Below are 23,198 nucleotides of genomic sequence, written 5' to 3' on the forward strand. Positions count from 1 at the left end.
GCGGTCGCAAGAAATTGTCGTTACTATATATTCGCTTTAATCGGCACATAGACCGCATACCAGCGCCAAGGAAACTGACCAACGTGACCTACAAGATCAAGAAACAGCGCGAAATCATTGACCGGAAAAATGTCTTTGCCGAGCTCGAAGCGATCGCAAATGACCCGGACCTGAAAAGTTTCAAACAGCGCACCGCTGTCTTGAACAAGTTGAAATCGGTCATGGAGGCCGGTCGCAACGTCATTCGCACACGTTTCGAAGAAAGCAATTCCGGTCAGGAAACCGTGTTTTCCAACAGCTTCCTGATGGATCAGCTTGTCCGTCTGATCCATGATTTCGCGATCAGTTTCGTCTATCCCCTGCATAACCCGACCAATGAACAGCGCATGTCCGTTGTGGCCGTCGGCGGCTATGGCCGTGGCGATATGGCCCCGCATTCCGACGTCGATATCCTGTTCCTGTTCCCCTACAAGCAAACAGCACATGGCGAACAGGTAGTTGAATTTATCCTCTATATGCTGTGGGATCTGGGCCTGAAAGTTGGTCATGCCACCCGTTCGGTTGATGATTGCCTGCGTATGGGCAAACAGGACATCACCATTCGCACCAACCTGCTTGAAAGCCGGTTCGTCTGGGGCGACGAGGACACCTATAATATTTTCCGTGCCCGTTTCATGGATGAACTGGTCAAGGGCAGCGGTCTTGAATTCATCGAAAAGAAACTGAATGAACGTGACGACCGCCATGTGCGGATGGGCGATTCGCGCTATGTGGTTGAACCCAACGTCAAGGACGGCAAAGGCGGCCTGCGCGATCTTCACACCCTGTTCTGGATCGGCAAATATCTGTATCGCGTCAATTCACCGATGGAACTGGTCGATCTCAAAGTCCTGACCCGCAAGGAAGCGCAAGGGTTCCTTAAGGCCCAGAACTTCCTGTGGGCGGTGCGTTGCTGGTTGCATTACCTGTCAGATCGCGAAGAAGATCGCCTGACCTTTGACATGCAGCGCGAAATCGCGTCGCGCCTTGGCTATACCGATCATGCAGGGGCATCAGGCGTTGAACGCTTCATGAAGCACTATTACCTGATGGTCAAACATGTCGGGAACCTGACGCGTATCTTCTGTGCCGCCCTAGAAGAACGCCATCAGCGCCGCCCGTTGATCCGTTTCCCCGGCAAGCTTTTTGGCACCAAGGAAATTGACGGGTTCGAGTTGCGCAATGACCGCCTGACCGTTGAAAATCTTGGCGTCTTTGAAGAAGACCCGATCAAGATTTTGCGCCTGTTTCTGGTTGCGCATCAGAACGGTGTGGGCATTCACCCCGAAACGCTGCGCTGGGTGACCCAAAGCCTGAAATTTGTGGATCACAAACTGCAAAATGATCCGGTCGCCAACGAGGTCTTCCTTGAAATCCTGACCCATCGCAACAGCCCGGATGTCGCGCTTCGTAAAATGAATGAAGCCGGTGTTCTTGGCCGCTTTATCCCCGATTTCGGTCGTGTCGTCGCCCAGATGCAATATGACATGTACCACACCTATACCGTGGACGAGCACACCATCCGCGCCATTGGTATCCTCAACCAGATTGAAAATGGCGAACTGGCCGAAGATGCCCCGGTCGCCACACGGATCATGGGCAAGGTGATTTCGCGCCGGGTTCTTTATGTTGCGGTTCTTCTGCATGACATTGCCAAGGGACGCGGCGGCGATCATTCCGAACTGGGCGCCGAAGTCGCCGAAAAGCTGTGCCCGCGTCTTGGTCTGTCACCTGCCGATACCGAAACCGTGGCCTGGCTGGTCAAGGCGCATTTGTGGATGAGCCTGACCGCGTTCAAACGTGATCTGAATGATCCAACCACGATCAAGGCATTTGGTGATCTGGTGCAATCCCAGGAACGTTTGCGCCTGTTGCTGATCCTGACCGTGGCCGATATCCGTGCTGTGGGTCCGAATGTCTGGAATGGCTGGAAGGCAACGCTTCTGCGCGAACTTTACTTTGCCACCGATGATCTTCTTTCGGGCGGTTTGAATGCCGACAGCCGCGATTCGCGTGTGGCCTCCGCACAGATGGCGCTGCGCGAAGCCCTGATTGACTGGCCAACCGATGATATCGAAGATTTCATTGATCGCGGCTATCCGTCCTATTGGCTGAGTTTCGATACCGATGTACATGTCCATCACGCCCATCTGACCCGCGAGGCCAAAAAAACCGGCGCAGAAATTACGGTTGATGTCCGTATTGATACCGAAATCGATGCCACCGAAATCACTGTTCATACCACCGACCATCCGGGGCTGTTTTCCCAGATTGCCGGATCTATGGCTCTGTGCGGTGCCAACGTTGTTGATGCCAAGATTCTGACCCTTGCCGACGGGATGGCACTGGATACCTTCTTTGTTCAGGACACCAATGGCGAGGCCTTTAACGATACAGCCAAGCTTGAAAAACTGCGTGAAACCCTTGAACAGGTGATTTCCGGGCGGCTGCGCCCCAGCCATGAAATCGAACGTCGCCAGACCAAGGATAACAAACATCGCACGGCGGTTTTCAAGGTCGAACCCAATGTCATTATCGACAACAAGGCCAGTCGCACCCATACGGTAATTGAAATCACCGCACGTGATCGCCTTGGACTGCTTTATGACATCACGCGCGCATTGCGCGATCTGTCATTGCAAATCGCATCTGCCCGCATTTCGACCTTTGGCGAACGCGCAGTTGACGTTTTCTATGTGAAGGATGTGTTTGGCCTGAAAATCGACAGCCGGACCAAATTTGTCCAGGTCAAGGAAACCCTGACGCAGGCAATCCAGAACAATTAGACCAAACAGAAAGACAAACCGGATTGATCCATAACCCATGTGGCATCCTTGATACCACCACGGTACGGATCAATCCGGTAGTTCCAATCTTTTTGATCAGAACGCATTCTTTGTCTTTTTGGAAAATTGTAACGGACGAGGAAGGGTAGAAACCAAACCCGACAATCGTGACCTGTTATTCGCGATGTCGTAATCCTCGGAGTGCAGCAGGTTGAGGTGGATCCCCTTGTGCCCTCGTCCGTTCAATAATGAGGCTCGCGTCCCAACGAATCCTCAGCGAGTTGGAATTTAGTCTTTTCGCATGTCCGCTTCTGTGACGACTGTCACAACCGGAAAAAGAATCCCGCCAATCAACAACTTTTTGGTTTTTCTGATATAAGAAATCCCGGGTTCGCAACCTCAGTCATTACGACTTCTTCACCTTCACCTGTCAGATTTCTGGCCACGTAACTTGATAATTGCCTTAATTGGCAATCATCACAGCACAACCAGACGCCCCCTTGTACGGAACGCTTTCGAATGTCGCTTGTACGCTCCATTGCTACGGTTAGTGGTTTTACCCTGTTGTCCAGATTGCTGGGCTTTTGCCGCGACATTCTGATTGCAGGGATGCTGGGTGCCGGGGGGATGGCAGACGCATTCTTTGTCGCCTTCAAGTTCCCCAATCTTTTCCGCCGTCTGTTTGGCGAAGGGGCCTTTTCCGCGGCCTTCATACCGCTTCTGGCCGGTGACATCGAAAAACGTGGCATGGATGCCGCGCGCGAATTTGCGGCACGCGCCATGTCGATGCTGGTTCTGATCACCGGTTTTCTGGTTGCGATCATTGAAATCATCATGCCGTGGGCGATGTATGTGTTTGCACCCGGCTTTGCCCAGGATCCGGAAAAATTTGCGCTGGCGGTCGAACTTTCACGCATCACCTTCCCGTATCTTGCTTTTATTTCTGCCGTCGCATTGATGTCGGGTGTCCTGAACACTCTGCATCGCTATGCCGCGGCGGCCGGCGCACCGATTATTCTTAATATCTGTCTGATTGCCGCCCTGCTTGGTCTGACGCCTATGACCGAAACCCCCGCCCATGCACTGGCATGGGGGGTGGCCGCGGCCGGTGTGGCACAATTTATCTGCCTGGTGATTGCCTGCAAACGCGCCGGATTTGCCATCAAATGGCAACTCCCCAAAGTTGATGAACGGGTCAAACTGCTGGGCAAACGCATGATCCCCGGCATGATTGGTGCAGGTGTCTATCAGCTTAACCTTCTGATCGATACGATGCTGGCATCGCTTGTTTCTGATGGGGCGGTTTCCTGGCTTTATTATGCCGATCGCGTGCAACAGCTGCCACTTGGTGTGATCGGCATTGCCATTGGCACCGCCCTGTTGCCGACACTTTCGCGCCAGCTACAAGGCGGCGATCCCAAAACCGCGATGTATAGCCAGAATCGCGGGATTGAAATTGCCCTTTTGCTGACCCTTCCGGCCGCGGTTGCGTTGGGCGTCATGGGGCTTCCGGTGATCAATGTGTTGTTTGAGCGCGGTGCGTTTGGCGCAGAAGAAACCCGGATGACCGGTCTTGCCCTGATTGTCTTTGCCTTTGGACTGCCTGCCTCGGTTCTGGTCAAGGTGCTGGCACCGGGCTTCTTTGCCCGTGAGGACACCAAAACCCCGATCCGCATTGGCATTTCCTGCATGATCCTGAACATCGTTCTGATCGTGGTGCTGATGCCATGGTTCGGGCATCTGGGGATTGCCGCGGCAACGTCGGTTTCGGTCTGGGTCAATGCCACATCGCTTGGTTTCCTGCTTCATCGTCGCGGTGATCTGGTTTTTGACGGACGTTTGCGTGGTCGCTTGCCACGCATCCTGCTGGCATCGGTTCTGATGGGCACAGCACTTTGGTTTGCCATTGATGTCTTTTGGGACAATGACGCACTTTCCATCATGCGGGCCACGATCATGACAGTCTGTGTAATCGGGGGTCTGGCGGTCTATGGGATATCGGCCCAACTGCTTGGTGCGACCAGCATTTCCGAGCTCAAAGCCACCTTCAAACGTGGAAAATCTGCCTGAGAACAATAAATCCGGCCATTTGCTGACAAGCTGCTTGACCTGAAAGGATCAGGGGGATTAACTCCGCGCTGCTTGCTTGCATGCTCGTCCGCCGGCGGGTGTCCAAAACCTGGCGGAGTATGCAGGCTTTATTGATCATCATTTGAAATGGACGACAACGTTATGGAACGTGTGTTTTCGGGCGCTCAGCCCACCGGTAACCTTCACCTTGGCAACTATCTTGGCGCAATCCGTAACTGGGTTGCTTTGCAGAAGCAGTATGAATGCATCTTCTGCGTCGTCGATATGCATGCCATCACGGTCTGGCAAGACCCCAAAGAACTGCGTTCCAACATTCGCGAACTGGCTGCCAGCATGATTGCCGCCGGTATTGACCCGGAAAAACATGTTCTGTTTAACCAGAGTCAGGTTTCCGCCCATGCCGAACTGGCCTGGATCTTTAACTGTGTCGCGCGCATCGGCTGGATGAACCGCATGACCCAGTTCAAGGAAAAGGCTGGCAAGCACCGCGAAAATGCGTCCCTTGGCCTTTACGCCTATCCGAGCCTGATGGCAGCTGACATTCTGACCTATAAAGCCACCCACGTTCCGGTTGGCGAAGATCAGAAACAGCACCTCGAGCTGGCGCGTGATATCGCCCTGAAATTCAACAACGACTATGGCGTTGAAGATTTCTTCCCGCAGCCGGAACCGCTTATTCTCGGCCCGGCGACGCGCGTGATGTCGCTGCGTGACGGTGCGAAAAAGATGTCGAAATCCGATGCGTCGGATATGGCACGCATCAACATGACCGACGATGCCGATACGCTTTCCAAAAAAATCCGCAAGGCCAAAACCGACCCGGAACCACTGCCGAGCGAAGCAGCCGGTCTTGAAGGCCGCCCGGAAGCCAAGAACCTGATCACCATCTATGCCGCCCTGACCGACAGCACGGTGGAAGCAGTTCTTGCTGAACACGGCGGTACGCAGTTCTCGGGCTTCAAACAGTCCCTGACAGACGTTGTTGTTGATAAACTGGCGCCGATCACCGGCGAAATGGCAAAGCTTAAAGCCGATCCGGCTTATATCGACAGCGTTCTGGCCAAAGGTGCCCAGCGTGCCAATTCCATCGCCCAGCCGATCCTGCGCGAGGTCAAGGAAATCGTCGGCTTCCTCAATAGCTGATTGGCGCTGCCATTAAATAACAAAGCCCGCTCGTCGCTGACAGGCGGGCTTTTTCGTGATCAGGAAGCGCGATCAGATAGAATTTCCACTCGACTGGGACTGATTTTGCTTTTGCATTGCCTGATATTTCTTAAGCCCATCCATCATTGTCTGGCTAAACCAGGCACCAACCGGTTCTTCAGTACCGATATGGCTTGATGCGCGCTGCATCAGCGGATGGGTTTCAGGCTCGGAATCGGCATTGGTCACACTGTTGGTACTGCGATCATCATTCAGGCTGGCCTGACGTGTCGTCATCCGACCCTGATCGGCAACGGCATTGCTGCTGGCAACGGCCTCTGCTGCCATGGTTTGGGCTTTGTCGCGACCCAGTGCGGCATTAAATCGCGCTGCCATTTCGGCTGCTGAAAGCGGGCCATTACCGGCAATGGACGGATTAACCGATTTCGAATTTTCGGCTTCTTCTTTGGCCTGATTGAGCTTGGCAGCGCGTGCTTCACGCGCTGCAATCTCGGGGGAAATTGCAAAATTGTTTTCCTGCCGGCTCAAACGACCACCACTTTGTGCACGTGCCCAGACCGTATTGCCACCTTCGCTACTCAAACTCGCCCGACGCATTGTTTCTGCATTTTGCGAACTTGCTGAAATTGTCTGAGCCACCGTCGAAGCAGGATTTGTTGTTCCCGCCGAGGCCATCGCAACAGTCAGTTCTGCCGGATCGGTTTCAAGCTGTGCGATTTCGGTTTCCGGGGTTTGTTTCTGGGCGCTTAATTGCGCCTGCAACAATGGATTGGTAACTGCTTGTGCCGGTGACTTTGCTGGTGCTGTGGTTTGTCCCCATGGAACATTCAAGTCACTGGCATTGACACCCGTTGATGCCAACATCGCCTGATCAACCGGACTGGTCGGAGCGGATTGGACGATGGTTGCCTGCTCTTCCGGTGATGCTGAAACTGATACCGGCTGCGTTCCGACCATCCAGGGCAGGACAAGTTCCCCCTGATATATTCCATCAAAGCTGGCGGATTCGGCCGGGGTAGCAGCAGGATTGGAGGCATCGGCAACCGCAGTGCCCTGATCGATGCTACCACCACCAAAGCCTTCCTCGACAAAGGCCATTACGTGGGCACCGGTATCTTCGCCGGTCACAGCATCGACAACTGCATCAATTGCCGCGCCGGCAAGGCCAAATACCCCGCCAAAAAGTCCGCCACCAACAACGCGGGCACCATTGCCCAATTCGTCACCGGTAAGCGATCGGTAAATCATTCCGACGCCAGGAATATGTTGCAGGGGATTAATCACATCAAGAACATCGGTGAAATCGAACCCGTCCTTTCCAAACATATATTCGGAAAAGCTGCGACCCTCCGATGCATCGGAAAGCTGGTCAGCCGCGTTGGACTGGGCAAACTTGTTGCCTGTCGCATCGCTTGCTCCCGGGACTGCACCGGGCGAAATTTGCCGCCAATTTGCACCAATCGACATAATTGTTCTCCTCTTGCCACCTAATTTGCAAAAGGAGTGCCAACTTTCGAATCACATAATTCATTGGAAAATAACGATATTATTGAAGTTCCGGATAAGGCAAAGCTGCCTGTCGGAATCTTCTGCCGGGTAGCTTACTGGTATCCTAGAACAGATGCCCGGCACGATCTTTCTTGGTCTGCAAGTAAAACTCGTTGTGCCCGTTCGATGGGAATTTGTGTGGCACGCGCTCGGAAACTTTGACGCCCCAGCTTTCCAGACCGGTCATTTTTTCCGGATTGTTGGTCAGCAAGCGCACGCTTTCAAAGCCCAGCTGGCGGAGCATTTCGGCAGCCGGTCGATAAACACGTTCGTCCGCATCAAAACCAAGTTCCTCATTGGCATCAAGCGTATCAAAACCGCGATCCTGCAAAGCATAGGCACGCAGCTTGTTGACCAATCCGATGCCACGCCCTTCCTGACGCAGATACAGAACGATACCGCCCTGCCCGTTACGGGCAATTTCGGAAATCGCGCCGCGCAATTGCGGCCCGCAATCGCAGCGCAGCGACCCGATCAGATCACCGGTAAAACATTCAGAATGCAACCGGATCAGGACCGGTTTGTCCTTGGCAGGTTCATCAATCACGATGGCAAGATGTTCCTGACCGCCATCTTCGGGGCGGAAAGCAATCACAGTTGCATTTTCAGCATCTTCAAGCGGCACGCGGGCTTCGCTGACCTGGCGCAAGCTTGCTGCCGAGGCATTTTCATAGCCATTGATGCTTTCCGACTGAAGAACCAGCAAATTCTGAACACGTACCAAACTTTCAAGCTGATCTGCGGCAACCGCCACCGTCACGACAGCGGGCAAAAGACGGGCAAGCTTGGCCAAGCGAATGGCAGCACTCTCGGCCACCGAAACCGGGCGCCAGTCACCTTTAGGCAATGCATCGAGATCAAGGAGCGGATTGGCAATCTGTCCCAACCGATCGGCATCAATCGCGGTGCGGTCTTCACTGACAAAGGCGATAAACGGATCATTCTTGCAGGCCTGCCCCAATGACTTGGCCCGGACGCGCGGGATTACAATTGCCGGCGAGACACCGTCAGAAGCGATATCACACAAACGATCAAACCCGATCCGGGACAGGGGCTCTGCGGCAATCACGGCCACGTTATGGGCTTCGCCATTTTCATGACCCTGCACCAGAACAATCTCGCCACGTCGCAGATCGGCGACAGCACGCGATACCGTCACGAGATCGGTAGCCGGGGTCAGATTGGCGTTATTTCGGGCCGGGGCAGCAGAACTTTGGGTCATCGTTATCTTGTCTTTGTGATCACAACATCGCGATCCGGTGGGTATGGGGCTGGATAAGGTATAGGTCAATGGGTTAAAGCGAAAACAGTTTGTTCTTGAAAATGCACTTTAAGGCGCTGATCCTAGATTACGTACCTTATATATGGCAGGCAGGATCGGAAGTTCCAGAAAACGGGAAAACATCCGATCCGCAAAGTCGCCCAATATATAGACCGGATCGCGCAAGCAGCAAGGGATGGTGAATGTCGACAGGTAAACAGGTTCTTGTGGTCGAAGACGACGCGGCATTAAGCCAGTCATTGACCGAACAACTTCGACTGCATGAAGAATTTGAATGCGTGGTCGCGAAAAGTGGCACGGACGGGCTTGAGGCCGCCAAGGAATCCTATTTTGATGTGATCTTGCTCGATGTCGGCTTACCCGACATGGATGGCCGCGATGTTTGCAAACTGATGCGCCGTGCCGGGGTCAAATCACCGATTATCATGCTGACCGGTGCCAATAGCGATTCCGATACCATTTTGGGTCTGGAATCCGGTGCCAATGACTATGTCACCAAACCGTTCCGCCTTAATGTGCTTTTGGCCCGCATTCGTGCCCATATTCGCCAGCACGAACAAAGCGAGGATGCTGTGTTTGTCATCGGTCCATACAGCTTCCAGCCAAGCGCCAAGATCCTGATTGAGACCGCGACCGAGAAGAAAGTCCGCCTGACGGAAAAGGAAACCTCGATCCTGAAATTCCTGTTCCGTGCTGGCGACAAGCCGGTAACCCGGGAAACCCTTTTGGACGAGGTTTGGGGTTATAACGCGGGTGTCACCACGCATACACTTGAAACCCACGTCTACCGACTGCGTCAGAAAATCGAAAAAGACCCGTCAAATGCGGCGATTTTGATTACCGAACCCGGCGGTTACAAATTAATCCCTTAGGCGATTTTTAGGCCTGAATAAAAAAATCCCGCTTTTTGCGGGATTTTTTGTCACAGACTTGGCTTGAAACCGTCTTTGAACTTGGCCCGGTTATCCACAGAAACCGGAAATTCTCGGAATTCCGTTATAGAACACAAAATTTGCAGATAAACAGGTCTATTTTACCGAATTTTGCACCCAACAAAGATATTTAGGCTCAAAAAATACCCTCTAATGATCTCTAGTAGCCTCTTGAGCCGAAAATTGCCGTTCCAACCCGCACATGAGTGGCTCCAAGTCGTATTGCAGCCTCATAATCACCGCTCATTCCCATGCTTTTGATTTTCAGTCCGTGCCGTTCGGCAATTTTCCCAAGCAGGGCAAAATGCGGTGCCGGTTCTTCATCAACCGGGGGAATGCACATCAATCCCTTGACCGGCAATTTAAGTTCATCCCGGCACATCTTGATAAAATCATCCGCATCTTTTGGGGCGATGCCAGCTTTCTGATCTTCCTCACCAGTATTAATCTGAATGAACAGATCCGGGCACTGCCCGGTACTGTCACGATGTTTGGCCAAAGCATTGGCAAGTTTCGGACGATCAACGGTTTCGATCACGTCAAACAGGGCAACCGCATCCTTGAGCTTGTTGGTTTGAAGCGGACCAATAAGGTGCAGTTCAATATCGGGAAATTCTTCGCGCAATCCCGGCCATTTCCCTGCTGCTTCCTGAACCCGGTTTTCGCCAAATACTCGCCTGCCATCAACCAGTGCCTTGCGTACATGGTCTGCTTCGTGATTTTTGCTGACACAGACAAGAGTTACATCCGCGGTATTACGACCAGCAGCGGCACAGGCACTGTTGATATTGCGCTGAATTTCGGCGAGGTTTGCGGCAACGTCATTTTCGGTGGATGACGGATCAGACTGGCTCATGGATGATTGGCCTTTAAACGGTGGCAGACGAAGATCAGGATCATATCAATGGATGACACCCTGTTAAAGCAGGCGCGCCCACTCAATTTGCGAAATGGTGGACAGACATGTGCCATTCCACCGATTGTTTTGATGACAGATGATCTGCGTTTGCCCGATCCGCACACTGCAATCAAGCAATTACCGCGTGACAGCATGGTTGTGTTTCGTCATTACATTCACCCGGACCGTTACCAGTTTGCCCAATCACTTCGGCAATTATGCAAGGCACGTCATATCCCGTTTCTGGTGGCCAATGATCTTGCACTTGCGCTTCAAATTTCCGCAGATGGCATACATCTCCCCGAATATCGCATTCTTCAAACACCGGGGATTTATCGCCAGTTACCGCGGAAGATGTTGGTGACATCGGCCTGCCACAGCTTGACCACCTTGCGTCATCTCGGCCTTTTACATCCGCTTGATCGTCCAGACGGCGTGATGATTTCTCCGCTCTTTGCAACCCAAAGCCATCCGGGTGCAAGCAGCTTGCCCCTCGCCCGGATGCGCCAAATGGCATCGCAATGCCATCAACTGGGTATTGTCCCGATCGGACTTGGCGGGATTAACCACAAAACCTGCAGATTTCTGCGGTCTTCGACCCTTGCTTCTTTGGCCGGGATAGGCTTTTCTTCTGAGCAATCCGCACCACTGCGGTAATTGGAGAAACGCCCCAAAATGCCCCGCCATCTGCATCCTTCGCGCAAGACATTTAGCCGTTTTGCATCCAGACAGCCTTTTCAGTTTGGCTTGCCGAATGTTGGTCCTGCACTTGGTCAGAAATCCGATGAAAGTCCGGTTTATTTTACCCGGACAAATTCGCTTCTGCGCCAACAGGTCCTGGGCAGCGCAAAGGGTGTCACCATAAAATCCGATGGCTTCCGGTTTCAGGTTTTACCGCGGAACAAATGGTCCGAGACCAATTTTTCCAAAAGCTCGATCCTGTTTCTGATCCCGGATGATGCCCTTGGTGATTGCGTTGGCATGACCCTGTTCCTGCGGGCTTTCAGGCTTCGCTATCCTGATGCAAAGCTGGGTGTTTTAAACAGTGCTGCAGCCTCGGATATTTTTGCGCTAATCCCTGATCTTGTGATTTTTCAGTTGTTCATTTCGGCGCGGGACCTTGCGCAGTTTGACCAGGTGATTGATCTGAGCGAAATGGAAGGCTGGAAAGATATCGCAACGATGCCAGTCAACCCGGAAGAGTCCCTTTGCGAGGCTTTTGATATCGCTCTGGCGCCACTTCCTGCACGCAAGGTCTTGGTTCGATCAGAAATGCAAATCGGTATTGTCCCGATGGCATCGTCACCGTTGCGCACCCTGCCAACCGATCTTGTCCGCGACCTTACATCATATCTTCAAACGCAAAACGCCCGCATCACAATCGTGCTCAATGCCTATCAAGGCGTGATGAAGGCCTATAAGGCAGCACTGGGTCAATTCGAAACGAATAACATTCGGATCATCGACGGCTTTAAAACCATCGGCGATCTGGTGCAGTTCATGTCGCAACAGGATTATATGGTCGTTGCCGACAGCGGACCTGCGCATATCACCAAGCTTTTCCAGACGCCCGGGCTCGGGATTTATAGCTCTGCCTCGGCCCAAGTTCTTCAAGGAAGGCATCAGAATTTGCGCAACTGGCAAAGCCGGTTCATCGGACCACATTGCCAAGCCCCATGTGGTCTTGCCAAGGTCCGCGCGACCACGGATGGGCGAATTGGCTGTATGGGCAGCCTTAACCTAGCTTCAGGTGAATTAAGCCAGTTACCGCAAAAAAGCGATCCGGCGCTGGCAATTGCGATGGTGACGAGTGCGCCGGTTCCCTGCGTTGCGGAATTGAGCCAAGACATGCAGGAAATTCGGAATTTTCTGGCAGAAGACTTCCTAGCGAATTAGGGAGAACGTTCTGTTTTTCCACGAAAAACACAAAAAAGGGGTGGCCGTAGCCACCCCTTCGTCGTCTGTATCCAATTCCGAAGAATTAGAAGTTCAGAACCAGACCGGTTACAGCGCCGTAACCGTCGTTGTCTGCGATGCTGGTGCTATCAGCTTCGTCGTCGAACCAGAAGATCGAGGACTTCCAGGTCACGCCTGCGCCGAGGGTGTAAGCAAGGCCAAGATCAACGGTGCTGATTTCGCCGGTGCTGGTTGCCGAGGTCGAACCAACTTTACGGTTGCCGTATTCAGCATAACCATAGGTCAGGGAAACTTTGGCTGCGTCCATTGCGTAGGAAACGCCGATGTCATAAGCGTCGGTGTCGCCAGCGGTTTTGGAGTTTTCGCCCTGTGCGTAATCGTCTTCGATGTGACCCCAGGAGGAACCAACTACGAAGTTACCAAAGCCAACGTTTGCACCAACGCCGTACCAGTTACCTTCGCCCCAGTTTTCACCGGTTGCGGAAACGCCGAAGGAAATGCCATCGAAGTCACCCTGGTAGCTAACACCAGCGGAAACAATGTTGTCGCCGGTACCATCGGTGTCGTTGTAGCTGCTTGCGCCGTTGCGCTGGCTGTCGTCAGCATAGGAAACGCCAGCCTGGAAACCACCGAGGTTCGGGGTGAAGTAAGTCAGGCGGTTCTGGTCGCCGCTCGACGGAACGGTGTCGATCAGGTATGCGTCAACCCAGTTGGTCAGGTCGCCATCGTTCACGCCTACCGGGCCAACAGACGGTGCGGTGATTGCGAGCGAGTCAGCAGCCGAATCGTCTTTACCCAGTTTAACCTGGCCAAAGCCACCGTTTACGAACAGGTACTGTTCGTCGATCTGGTCAGAAGAGGTTTCGCCTTCGAGTTCGATGACTGCGCCAACTTCGATACCGTTATCAAGGGTGGTTTTACCTTTGAAGTGAACTTCGGTGTCGGACTGGAATGCGTTTTTGGATTCGCCGACGTCCTGATCTGCTACACCAGCCCACTGCTCCATGTAACCACCAACTTCAAGCTGGATTTTTTCAGAAGCGTGCGCGGAACCTGCAACTGCTACAGCGACGAGTGCGCTGGAAGCAAAAAGAATCTTTTTCATCTTTAACCCTCAAAGAATGACGTTTTGGGAATGAAGGGGTTTGAACCGAGCGGCCCTTCAATCTGCGAAGGTCATAAAGCCACCCTAATGACCCTTGGTCAATAATGATAAACGACCACTGGTCATTTAAATATCGTAGTGTGATTTTTTTGACACACATTACTGTCATTTATTTATATATATACCGGAACATTTCCAACCATCCTGTGACAACTAGGTCATTAATCTTTGTATGTAGATATGACTTAAGCCACCACCACATATTATATGTCCATTGGTCATTTAATAAGTTCGAAGCATAACCGTACCTAAACAACTGCCGGGCGGGATCCTGCGTGATCAATCCGTCGTCACAGATACAATTATCCAACACTTGGTTTGCAATCCAAGCCAAGCCGAGACGACAATTTGCTAGCGGATGTATTTTCAAACGGGGAAGTTGCTCTGTATCACGCAACGTGTGGGGTAATACCGAGCGTACAAGAAAGTACTAACTGGCGTCTCGCCCTAGGTAGCCCCTAGGTAACTACGACTTCCAACAAACGGCGCTCAATGTCTCGCGCCAACTTCAACAGTACCAAATATCAGTCCATTTAGACAAAAAAGAAGGAGGCGGAAAATCCGCCTCCTTCAATTCTTCAGCTAATCCGGTAAGGATTAGAAGGAGAGAGCAAGACCACTAACAACGCCGAAACCGTCGTTGTCGTTGGTGTTGGTGTCTGCATCGTCTTCGAACCAGAAGACAGAAGACTTCCAAACAACGCCAGCGCCGAGGGTGTAAGCAAGACCGAGGTCAGCAGCAGCAACTTCGCCATTGCCGTAGTCAGAGAAAGCGTAGGTTGCAGAAACGGTAGCAGCATCCATTGCATAGGAAACGCCGAAGTCGTAACCATCAACATCATAGGTGCCGGTGGTGGAACCGAACTCTTTGTCTTTCTCGCCGTAGGATGCGCCAACTACGAAGTTAGCGAAGCCAACGTTGGCACCAATGTTGTACCATTCACCTTCGTTTTTGCTTTCGCCGGTGGCAGCAACAGAAACGGAAACTGCGTCAAAATCACCGTTGTATTCTACACCAGCAGAGAAGACTTCACGACCATTGGTGGTCTGATCGTTAGCTTCTGCATCAGCAGAGTCGGTGTAAGAAACACCAGCGCGGAAACCGCCAAATACCGGGGTGTAGTAGGTGATTTTCTGATCGTCACCGTCATCCCAGCTGTTGTTCGGCAGGTTCGAGGTGCTGATCCACTTGGTCAGGTCACCGTCGTTTGCACCAACCGGGCCAACTGCCGGAGCAGAAATGGTCATATCACCAGCAGCGCCGTCTTCGGAACCAAGTTTAACCTGACCGAAACCGCCATTGACGTACAGGTACTGTTCATCGGTGGTGTTGTCGCCACCTTCGATGCCGAATTCAATGGCTACACCAACTTCGATACCGTTATCGAGGGTGGTTGAACCTTTGAAGTGAACTTCGGTGTCGGACTGGAATTTGTTTTTGCCTTCAGCGTTGTTATCTTCGTCAGCGATACCAACCCACTGTTCCATGAAACCGCCAAGCGACAGGGCGATCTTTTCAGAAGCCTGTGCCTGACCTGCGAAAGCAACAGCGACGAGTGCGCTGGAAGCTACCAGAATCTTTTTCATCTTTTCCCTCAACGTCTTTGCAAATGCGGTTGACCGCACAACAAAATTTAGGTGAGCAGCTATTTTGTTTTTTACCGCTCGGTTCGACGCTATGGAGCCAGTATTTTTCCGCGCAGTCAACGATACTGTGATTAAAATGCGACATTTTTCACAGCATGTTGCACAAAAACCACACATGTTTTTATTTGCCCGCTGCACTATCCGCCTTATAGTGCGGGCAACAGCTGACCGACATTCGTGATCAAGGGCTATATTGTGAACAGTTCTTTCGCCAAATTCCTTACCATTGCTTCTGTTTCTGCATTTCTGGCAGGCTGCGCTGGCACCGAAGCCGATTATGACAGCTTTCCAGGCTCTGCCCCGGGCGACCAAAAAGTGAATGGTCGAAAAGCAACGCGCGCCGACATGAAAGAACAGGGGTCACTGTTTGGAGACGGAGGCCTGAACATATTTGGTGGCGAAGAAGGCCAAAAAGGGACTAGTGGTTCGGGCATTGGTGTTAACAGCTTCTTGTGGCGGGCAACGCTTGATACCTTGTCGTTTATGCCGTTGAACTCCGCTGATCCGTTTGGCGGCGTCATTATTACCGACTGGTATGCACCCGCCGAAACCCCCAATGAACGCTTCAAACTGACGGCCTATATTCTCGGGACGGCGCTGCGTTCTGATGCGATCAAGGTCTCGGTCTTCCGTCAGGTCAATATTGGCCCGAACCAGTGGCAGGATGCCGTGGTCGAGGAAGGAACAGTGACGTCTCTCGAAGATGCGATCCTGACCCGCGCCCGCCAGCTGCGCATTGACAGCGCAAATGCCCAGTAAGGGCTAATGACAGACTACACCTTATATATATCACCCGAATACAACCCCCATTCGCTGGCACGTGACTGGGGGTTCTTCGTGCGCGAGAAAAATCCGAAAATCCAAGCGATTCTGACACCGCACGGGAACCTTGGCGCGTTGCGACAAGTGTTGTTCGAGCACGCAAAGGCTTGCGTAGCAACGAGTCGAAACCAGAAAAATCCCGCCACAATACGTCTCGGTAATAAACCAGCAAAGGTGTCAACCGATACCGTTTCCGATGACCCGGAACAATTATACCGGGAAGTCGGGCTTGATACGCTGTCGCTGGCACTTCTGGCAGATGTGCCAATTCATCGACCTCTGCATCTCACTCACAATAACCTCGTCGGGCATTGGCGCTGGTTACGGCAGGTTTGGAGGCTTTGCTCAACTGTACCGCTATTGACCGCTGAACCAATGGCATCGGAAGTACAGTTCGATGTTATTGAAGAAGTCTGGCAAGGGCGAAATAATACCGCTATCGCCCTGTTAAGATCGAGCTTTCAACAACTCATATCGAGCACGGGCGCACCTCAGCCAAATGACTATCAAACTTTCCTTGCCAATCTAACTGTGTTTTGCCCTTTTATCGGAACCGAACTATTGTGGCGACAAGGCATGGTCACGGCATCAAAAGACAAAGGCATGATTGAATGAAATTGCGCGCGGTTTTTCCGATTATCGCACTCGTTGCCCTGACAACACTGAGTGCCTGCGGTTTTCGTCCGCTTTATGCGACCAAAGGCGATAACTATAATACCGCATCAAACATGGCACTTGTTAACGTGGCCGTCATCAATGACCGCGTTGGCCAGCTTACGCGCAATGCCCTTCTCGAGACCCTGACACCGCGTGGCCAAAGTGCCACACCGCTTTATGACCTGTCTGTCACGCTGAGCGAGTCGACCAGTGAACAGGGTTTCACAAAAGATAACGAAGCAACCATTGCAGATTATCTGATTACTGCGACGTATCAGCTGACACGCCGACAGGACTCGAAAGTCCTGCGTAAAGGCAATGTAAGAACACGTACCAGTTACAATATTGTCGATTCTGATTTTGCCAGCATCGAAGCGGAGAATGCCGCCCAGGCAGATGCAGCACGCAACCTTGCCCAGCAATTGGCAAATCAGGTCGCGATCGGTCTGCGCGCACAGTAAATCTGTCTTCAATCACCGACCTACTTGCAATCACGATAATCAAGATCAAGGCGCTCCATGAAGCTTAAGGCAGCCCAAGTTGAAAACTTTTTGCGCGCTCCTGATGCCAAGGCACAGCTGGTCCTGATTTATGGTGAGGACGAAGGTTTGGTGCGCGAACGCGCCGTCCGTCTGGCTAAGACCGTAATCGAGGACCTCAAGGATCCCTTCCGCGTAATCGAGCTTGGCATTCCCCAGCTTAAGGAAGATGCCGGTCGATTGCGTGACGAAGCCGCCGCCATCAGCTTTGGTGGCGGGCGCAGGGTTATCCGAATCCGCGATATCGGTGAAGCACAGGCGCCGTTGATTGCAGATTTTCTTGCCGATCCGGCAGGCGATGCTTTGATTGTCATCGAGGCCGGAAGCCTTGCGTCAAAGTCCAAATTACGCCAAGCGGTCGAGAAGGCAGGCAATGGCATGGCCCTGCCCTGCTATGCCGATAGCAGCCGGGATATCGAGGGCCTGATCCAGTCGATCATGGAAGAACATAAATTGCGGATCGACCGCGATGCGACACGCTATCTGGTCGCCAATCTTGGATCTGATCGCATGATTTCGCGAAGCGAGCTTGAAAAGCTTGCACTTTATGCGCTTAAGGAAGGTCAGGTTACGCTTGCCGACGCCATGGCCTGTGTCGGCGACAGTTCGGCACGTCATTATGATGATGTCATTCAGGCTGTGTCACAGGGCAATGTCGTCAATCTTGATGCTGCCCTGACCCGTCTTGTTGAAGAAGGCCTTAACCCGGTCGGCGCACTTCGCATGATGCTTGGCTATTTCCAGAAGCTGCATCTGGTCAAGGGACAGGTTGCCCAAGGTGTAAGTGCTGATCAGGCAATGAAATCACTTCGCCCGCCCCTGTTTTTCAAGGCAGCAGATCAGTTCCGGGCCAATCTGAACAACTGGGCTGTAAACAACCTACAGCGTGCTCTGCAAATCCTGCTGGAGGCAGAGAAGGATTGCAAAAGTGGTTTGGCCATCCCGGAAACCATTGCACATCGCGCCATGATCAAAGTTGCAGTTGCTCGCCAGAAACAAGGTCGTCGCTGAAAACCAACGACTCGGCATCTTATTTTCCAATGTTGCATCGCAATATTAGAGAATCAAAAATCAAGCACATCGATGATACACACGTTTCATGTGCTCCCCATTCCGGATAGTCCTTCTATTCAAGCACGACCGGCGTCCCCATCTTCAACCCTACTGATATTTGGTCATCCGTGACGTTCGCAATCCAAGCGCGGGCAGACCGGAGATATTTGGGGACACATCTGCATATTCAGATCTGGTGAGAGAGGGACATCATAATGAAGAGTGCATTCCATCGCGTGCTTACCGCCGGTATCCTGTCCGGTGCCGCCTTGGCCGCGTCTGTATCGGCCTCGGCACAAACTTCCATCCTGCCGTCGGATGCGTATAACGCCTGTCCGCTCGATAAGGCGGAAATGGCAACATGGTTCCACGGCACTGAAATCACGCTCAATGGCAGCGTCATGGCCGCCAACAGCGCCAAATTCCCGACGAACAATACCAATTGCGATTTCTTTAAGTGGTCAGCGCAGATGTTTCTCTGGCTGACATCACCGGCAGAGCTCAAAGCGACCGGTGATATGAGCTACATCTTCGATGCAGATGGCTTCTATGACGTTTCACCGGAAAACGACAAAGGCGTTCGCAAGTTCCTGAAGAACGACACACCGATCAACAAATTCCTGGTCCGCGTCAACAAACAGGACCAGGACGTTCCAACAACAATCGGTGAAACCGGCCAAGCCGGTGGCGGCGGTATCCTGATCTCCCAGGCCGGATCAATTGTCTATTACGGGATCCATACCAACACGTTCTATGGCGCCTTTTTAACCGGACAGAAAGCCGGCAAAATCAAACTTGGGACCTTCCCCACCACAGAAGCCGACAAGGAGGAAGTCGTTGCCTATGCCAAGGCAAATGGCCTTGATGCATCTGCACCCATGGCGCTTGCGATCGAGTTGAAGACATCCTGGATCGATGCAAGTACCGTTTCAAATCCGGAAAGCTACGTTCAGGTAAAGGCAGAAGTCCCTAAATACGACAAAAGGGCAGCAACCGAATGGAAGCTTATCGGAACGGAAACTAAAACACTTGCTTTAACCGGCATGCATATTGTTGGTTCGGTTCAGGGACATCCCGAAATGATCTGGGCGACCTTTGAACATTCAAACAACACTCCCAATGGCACATTCTATTATCAAAGTGCCGCAAACGCGGTGACCGAGTCGGACTTTGATAAATCTGTGACCGGCTATACTTTCTATGCACCAAATACACCGGGTAATGGCGTGAATGTCGAAAGTGCCCATATCGACAAAAGCGGCAATATCGTTCTGACCGCGCCAGCAACCCGAATTGTGCCGACCTCGGTTGTCCGCACCAATCCGTGGGGAACACCGGGCGCGGATGCCAACAGCGCGACGGTCAATGCGCAAATCATCTCGATGAACAACAACGTGCTCGGCAATCTTGTACCGGGCGATCTTCGGGCCAATTATGTGCAGATCGGCTCGGTCTGGACATCAAACGGAATCATTCCACAAAGCCCGCTTCCCGACCAAAGCAACGAAGATATCGCCCTGCTTGCCCCGGAGGTCGGTTCATCGCGTTTGGCCAACACGACGATGGAAACCTATTTCCAGGGAACACAAATGGGCAATTGTTTCCTCTGCCATAATGCTGGCGGATCCCCTGCCCCAAAAGCCAGCTTCGGGGATGAAGAACTCAGTCACGTCTTCTTTGACCTAGCTCCGCTGAAATAAGGCGGAATAACTGCTTCTTCCGACCTCAAATGAAAAGAAGCGGGTGACAATCAATCACCCGCTTCTCAATGTTTCACGTGGAACAATTTTCCGATCAGATCACTTGATCAGTTCATCAAGCTCGTCTTCATCGACTTCATCACTTTCGATCGGATCATCGCCTTCCGGGCCTTCAAGAACAAAATCGTCCTCGTCATCTGCATCCGATTCGGGCAACGCGATCTCCGCCACATTTTCAAGTTCGGCGGTCAGATCATCATCCGTATCGGAATCACCAGCATCCTCATCTTCGATAAACATTGAATCGAACTCGTTGTCATCCGAATCGGATGAAGTATCGATCTCATCTTCAACATTCAGATCAGTGGTTTTACCGTGGGTAAGACGCTGCAGAATATCGTCGAGCTGTTCAAGCGTCTCATAGCGGATCGAGATTTTCCCGGATGCACCGTCAAAATCAATATTAACCGCCAACCCCAACATGTTGCTAAGATCGCGCTCCAATGCCACTGTATCTGGGTCTTTGTTCGAAGATGCACCACCAGATGTCTTTTTCGGGCGAGATGCCTTGCCACCGTCGGTTTTCACCAGTTTTTCGGTCTGACGAACGTTCAGGCCCTTTTTAACGATTTGCCCGGCCAGTTCGACAGCGTTTTCAGCCCCAAGCAAAGCACGTGCATGACCGGAACTCAGAACCTTGTCCGAAAGCATCTGCTTGATCGGTGCCGGCAAAGCCAGAAGACGCAGGCTATTGGCGATGTGACTGCGGCTTTTTCCAAGTGCCTGCCCAAGCGCTTCCTGTGTATGGGAGAACTCGTTCATCAGGCGGTTATAGCCTTCGGCTTCTTCCAACGGCGAAAGATCCTGACGCTGCAGGTTTTCGATCAGAGCAATTTCGGCCGTCTCGCGATCATCGAAATCGCGGACCAGCACTGGCACTTCATGCAATTGGGCCCGCTGGGCCGCACGCCAGCGACGTTCACCAGCAATGATTTCGTATCGGGTTTCGCCCGTCGAAGAAGCACGCACCAGAATCGGTTGAATGATCCCCTTCTCGCGAATCGACGCGGCAAGATCATCAATTGCTTCATCGTCAAAGTTGCTGCGCGGCTGAAACGGTGATGGCTTAAGGTCGGTAATAGCAATCAGCTGCGTCGTACCGCCAGGCCCCGGATGACCACCGGCATTGCTGTCCGGGCTGCCAGAAACGGCAACACCGACATCCTCGTCATCTTCACCCAGAAGTGCAGACAGTCCTCTCCCCAAGCCGCGTTTCTTTGCGTCGCTCATGCTTTAACCCCTTCGCGTTTCAGAACCTCGCTTGCCAAGTTCAGATAGGCGCGCGATCCCGGACATTTCATGTCATAGACAAGTACCGGCGTACCGTGACTTGGTGCCTCGGATACCCGGACATTGCGTGGAATGACGGTGCGATAAACCACATCCCCGAAATAGTCACGTACATCATTGGCAACCTGTGCCGACAGGTTATTGCGCTTGTCATACATGGTCAGGACGATGCCCTGAATCTCAAGTTCCGGGTTGAATGCCTTTTTGACGCGCTTGATGGTGCGGACCAGATGGCTGATACCTTCCAGTGCAAAGAACTCGCATTGCAGCGGAACCAGAACCGCATCCGATGCCACCAATGCATTCAAGGTCAAAAGACCAAGCGACGGCGGACAGTCGATCAGGACGTAATCAACATCCTGCGGCAACTTGCCCAATGATTCTTTAAGCTGCATCTCGCGGCGATCAAAATCGACCAGCTCGATCTCGGCACCGGACAAATCCATGCCCGATGGCACGATGGTCAGACGCGGAATTGCCGTTGGCTGACGGGCTTCTTCCAAAGAATTGCCGTTGATCAGCACGTCATAGGAACTGATCTGACGGTCGGATGATCGCAAACCAAGGCCGGTGCTGGCATTGCCCTGCGGATCAAGATCAACGATCAGAACCCGTTGATTGACTGCGGCCAACGCGGTTGCCAGATTGATGGTCGTGGTTGTTTTGCCAACCCCGCCCTTCTGGTTGGCGACAGCGATAATACGCGGGCGATGACCCGTGCCTTGAGCTTGGGTCGAAAGTGGCAAGTCAATAACGTCCGTCACCGGCCAACTCCTTTTAAGATCATCACGACACCATCCGGATCCACCAGGCTGGCATGTGTGGTTACATCGAATGACCAACCGGCGTTGCGTGCATCCGCCAGTTCTTCTTCAAAGGCACGTCCCTTAAGCAGCACATAATGGCCGCCGTCTTTAAGATGTCGCTGTCCCAGTTCCAAAAGCTTTGGCAATGGGGCAAAGGCCCGGGCTGTAATCACATCGGCCTGACGCGGTGCGGCAGCTTCGATACGTTCCCGGGCAATTTCTGTCTGACCCAACACACCACATACCCGTGCAGCTTCCATCAGAAACACAGTTTTCTTGGTGTTGGATTCCATCATGGTGACGTTTCCGGCGCCGAGAATGGCCAAAACGATACCAGGGAAGCCCGCGCCAGAGCCAAAATCGACAATTTTACCCTCTGCAGCAACATCCTGCAGATAAGGCCAAAGCTGGGCAGAATCCTGTAAATGACGTCCCCAAACGTCTTCTGCCGTGCTGGCGCCGACGATATTAATACGTGGCTGCCACTTAACGACAAGATCTGCATAGTCGCTCAAACGGTCCAATGTTTCACGTGAAACATTCAAATCGCGTTCAAACCACGTTTTTACGGGTGCTGAAATGGATTGCATAAATGATTTATACGTCCAGTTTCAAAAACACACCAGACTTGATTTTTATACATTTGGCATTTCGTCGCGTCGCGACATCCAAAAAACGAAAATTTGCACAAAATGTTTCACGTGAAACACTCGGCGCTGGATACAGACAGAATAAGATCTGCCCCATCAGTGATTCCCAATGATCTGGTTACCCCGCCTCCTGCACCGCATTCTTGCCCCGA

The 23,198-nt window shown here is 52.4% G+C and carries 19 protein-coding genes; 11 read left to right on the forward strand and 8 right to left on the reverse strand.

The annotated features are described in order from the left end of the window. Positions 1 to 83 precede the first annotated feature (83 nt). The 3 genes from TH19_RS00415 (at position 84) to trpS (ending at position 6,059) form a co-directional block, all read left to right on the forward strand. Positions 84 to 2,825 carry a [protein-PII] uridylyltransferase gene (locus tag TH19_RS00415; RefSeq protein ID WP_114100355.1) on the forward strand — a complete coding sequence of 914 codons (2,742 nt, stop codon included), beginning with the start codon at positions 84 to 86 and terminating at the stop codon, positions 2,823 to 2,825. 519 nt (positions 2,826 to 3,344) lie between these two features. Beyond that, positions 3,345 to 4,895: a murein biosynthesis integral membrane protein MurJ gene (gene murJ, locus TH19_RS00420; protein WP_114100356.1), complete on the forward strand. Its 1,551-nt coding sequence runs from the start codon at positions 3,345 to 3,347 to the stop codon at positions 4,893 to 4,895. 162 nt (positions 4,896 to 5,057) lie between these two features. Next, entirely contained in the window at positions 5,058 to 6,059 is a 1,002-nt protein-coding gene (trpS, locus tag TH19_RS00425) for a tryptophan--tRNA ligase (RefSeq protein ID WP_114100739.1), read from the forward strand. A gap of 72 nt (positions 6,060 to 6,131) precedes the next feature. Here trpS and TH19_RS00430 read toward each other — a convergent pair whose 3' ends face one another. Together TH19_RS00430 and ribA are read right to left on the reverse strand one after the other, a co-directional pair. Then, the gene (locus tag TH19_RS00430) at positions 6,132 to 7,547 is read right to left on the reverse strand and encodes a hypothetical protein (protein WP_114100357.1); all 1,416 of its coding nucleotides are present in this window, start codon (positions 7,545 to 7,547) and stop codon (positions 6,132 to 6,134) included. Between the two features lie 145 nt (positions 7,548 to 7,692). Continuing rightward, entirely contained in the window at positions 7,693 to 8,850 is a 1,158-nt protein-coding gene (ribA, locus tag TH19_RS00435; protein ID WP_114100358.1) for a GTP cyclohydrolase II, read from the reverse strand. A gap of 242 nt (positions 8,851 to 9,092) precedes the next feature. On the opposite strand from ribA, the gene TH19_RS00440 reads away from it, so the two are divergent. Continuing rightward, positions 9,093 to 9,782, forward strand: coding sequence for a response regulator transcription factor (locus tag TH19_RS00440; protein WP_114100359.1), 690 nt, complete (start codon positions 9,093 to 9,095; stop codon positions 9,780 to 9,782). Positions 9,783 to 10,002: 220 nt separating this feature from the next. Here TH19_RS00440 and TH19_RS00445 read toward each other — a convergent pair whose 3' ends face one another. After that, positions 10,003 to 10,698 (reverse strand): YggS family pyridoxal phosphate-dependent enzyme, encoded by a 696-nt coding sequence (locus TH19_RS00445; RefSeq protein WP_114100360.1) that lies wholly within the window; start codon positions 10,696 to 10,698, stop codon positions 10,003 to 10,005. A 48-nt stretch (positions 10,699 to 10,746) separates the two neighbouring features. Here TH19_RS00445 and TH19_RS00450 point away from each other — a divergent pair, with 48 nt between their 5' ends. After that, entirely contained in the window at positions 10,747 to 11,397 is a 651-nt protein-coding gene (locus tag TH19_RS00450) for a thiamine phosphate synthase (protein ID WP_114100361.1), read from the forward strand. Between the two features lie 324 nt (positions 11,398 to 11,721). Then, positions 11,722 to 12,636: a glycosyltransferase family 9 protein gene (locus TH19_RS00455; protein ID WP_258547761.1), complete on the forward strand. Its 915-nt coding sequence runs from the start codon at positions 11,722 to 11,724 to the stop codon at positions 12,634 to 12,636. A gap of 85 nt (positions 12,637 to 12,721) precedes the next feature. Here TH19_RS00455 and TH19_RS00460 read toward each other — a convergent pair whose 3' ends face one another. Then, positions 12,722 to 13,762 carry a porin gene (locus TH19_RS00460; protein ID WP_114100362.1) on the reverse strand — a complete coding sequence of 347 codons (1,041 nt, stop codon included), beginning with the start codon at positions 13,760 to 13,762 and terminating at the stop codon, positions 12,722 to 12,724. 657 nt (positions 13,763 to 14,419) lie between these two features. Then, positions 14,420 to 15,409 carry a porin gene (locus tag TH19_RS00465; protein WP_114100363.1) on the reverse strand — a complete coding sequence of 330 codons (990 nt, stop codon included), beginning with the start codon at positions 15,407 to 15,409 and terminating at the stop codon, positions 14,420 to 14,422. A 255-nt stretch (positions 15,410 to 15,664) separates the two neighbouring features. Here TH19_RS00465 and TH19_RS00470 point away from each other — a divergent pair, with 255 nt between their 5' ends. The 5 genes from TH19_RS00470 to TH19_RS00490 all read left to right on the forward strand — a co-directional run bounded on the left by TH19_RS00470 (position 15,665) and on the right by TH19_RS00490 (position 20,240). Beyond that, positions 15,665 to 16,228, forward strand: a complete 564-nt coding sequence (locus TH19_RS00470) for a DUF3576 domain-containing protein (protein WP_258547762.1) — start codon at positions 15,665 to 15,667, stop codon at positions 16,226 to 16,228. A 6-nt stretch (positions 16,229 to 16,234) separates the two neighbouring features. Continuing rightward, positions 16,235 to 16,906, forward strand: a complete 672-nt coding sequence (locus TH19_RS00475; RefSeq protein WP_114100364.1) for a hypothetical protein — start codon at positions 16,235 to 16,237, stop codon at positions 16,904 to 16,906. After that, positions 16,903 to 17,409, forward strand: a complete 507-nt coding sequence (lptE, locus tag TH19_RS00480) for an LPS assembly lipoprotein LptE (RefSeq protein WP_114100365.1) — start codon at positions 16,903 to 16,905, stop codon at positions 17,407 to 17,409. Before TH19_RS00475 ends, lptE begins: the two co-directional genes overlap by 4 nt. 57 nt (positions 17,410 to 17,466) lie before the next feature. Beyond that, positions 17,467 to 18,498, forward strand: a complete 1,032-nt coding sequence (holA, locus tag TH19_RS00485; RefSeq protein ID WP_114100366.1) for a DNA polymerase III subunit delta — start codon at positions 17,467 to 17,469, stop codon at positions 18,496 to 18,498. A 257-nt stretch (positions 18,499 to 18,755) separates the two neighbouring features. Further along, positions 18,756 to 20,240, forward strand: a complete 1,485-nt coding sequence (locus TH19_RS00490; RefSeq protein ID WP_114100367.1) for a hypothetical protein — start codon at positions 18,756 to 18,758, stop codon at positions 20,238 to 20,240. Between the two features lie 99 nt (positions 20,241 to 20,339). Here the strand turns inward: TH19_RS00490 and TH19_RS00495 are convergent, their stop codons facing one another. The 3 genes from TH19_RS00495 to rsmG are packed head-to-tail and all read right to left on the reverse strand — an operon-like array spanning position 20,340 to position 22,911. Continuing rightward, positions 20,340 to 21,530, reverse strand: coding sequence for a ParB/RepB/Spo0J family partition protein (locus TH19_RS00495; RefSeq protein ID WP_114100368.1), 1,191 nt, complete (start codon positions 21,528 to 21,530; stop codon positions 20,340 to 20,342). Next, entirely contained in the window at positions 21,527 to 22,354 is an 828-nt protein-coding gene (locus TH19_RS00500) for a ParA family protein (RefSeq protein ID WP_114100369.1), read from the reverse strand. Before TH19_RS00500 ends, TH19_RS00495 begins: the two co-directional genes overlap by 4 nt. Beyond that, positions 22,351 to 22,911 carry a 16S rRNA (guanine(527)-N(7))-methyltransferase RsmG gene (gene rsmG / locus TH19_RS00505; RefSeq protein ID WP_258547763.1) on the reverse strand — a complete coding sequence of 187 codons (561 nt, stop codon included), beginning with the start codon at positions 22,909 to 22,911 and terminating at the stop codon, positions 22,351 to 22,353. Before rsmG ends, TH19_RS00500 begins: the two co-directional genes overlap by 4 nt. Positions 22,912 to 23,198: the final 287 nt, after the last annotated feature.

The sequence above is a fragment of the Thalassospira profundimaris genome, assembly GCF_003326675.1.
In the GTDB taxonomy this organism is placed as follows: domain Bacteria; phylum Pseudomonadota; class Alphaproteobacteria; order Rhodospirillales; family Thalassospiraceae; genus Thalassospira; species Thalassospira aquimaris.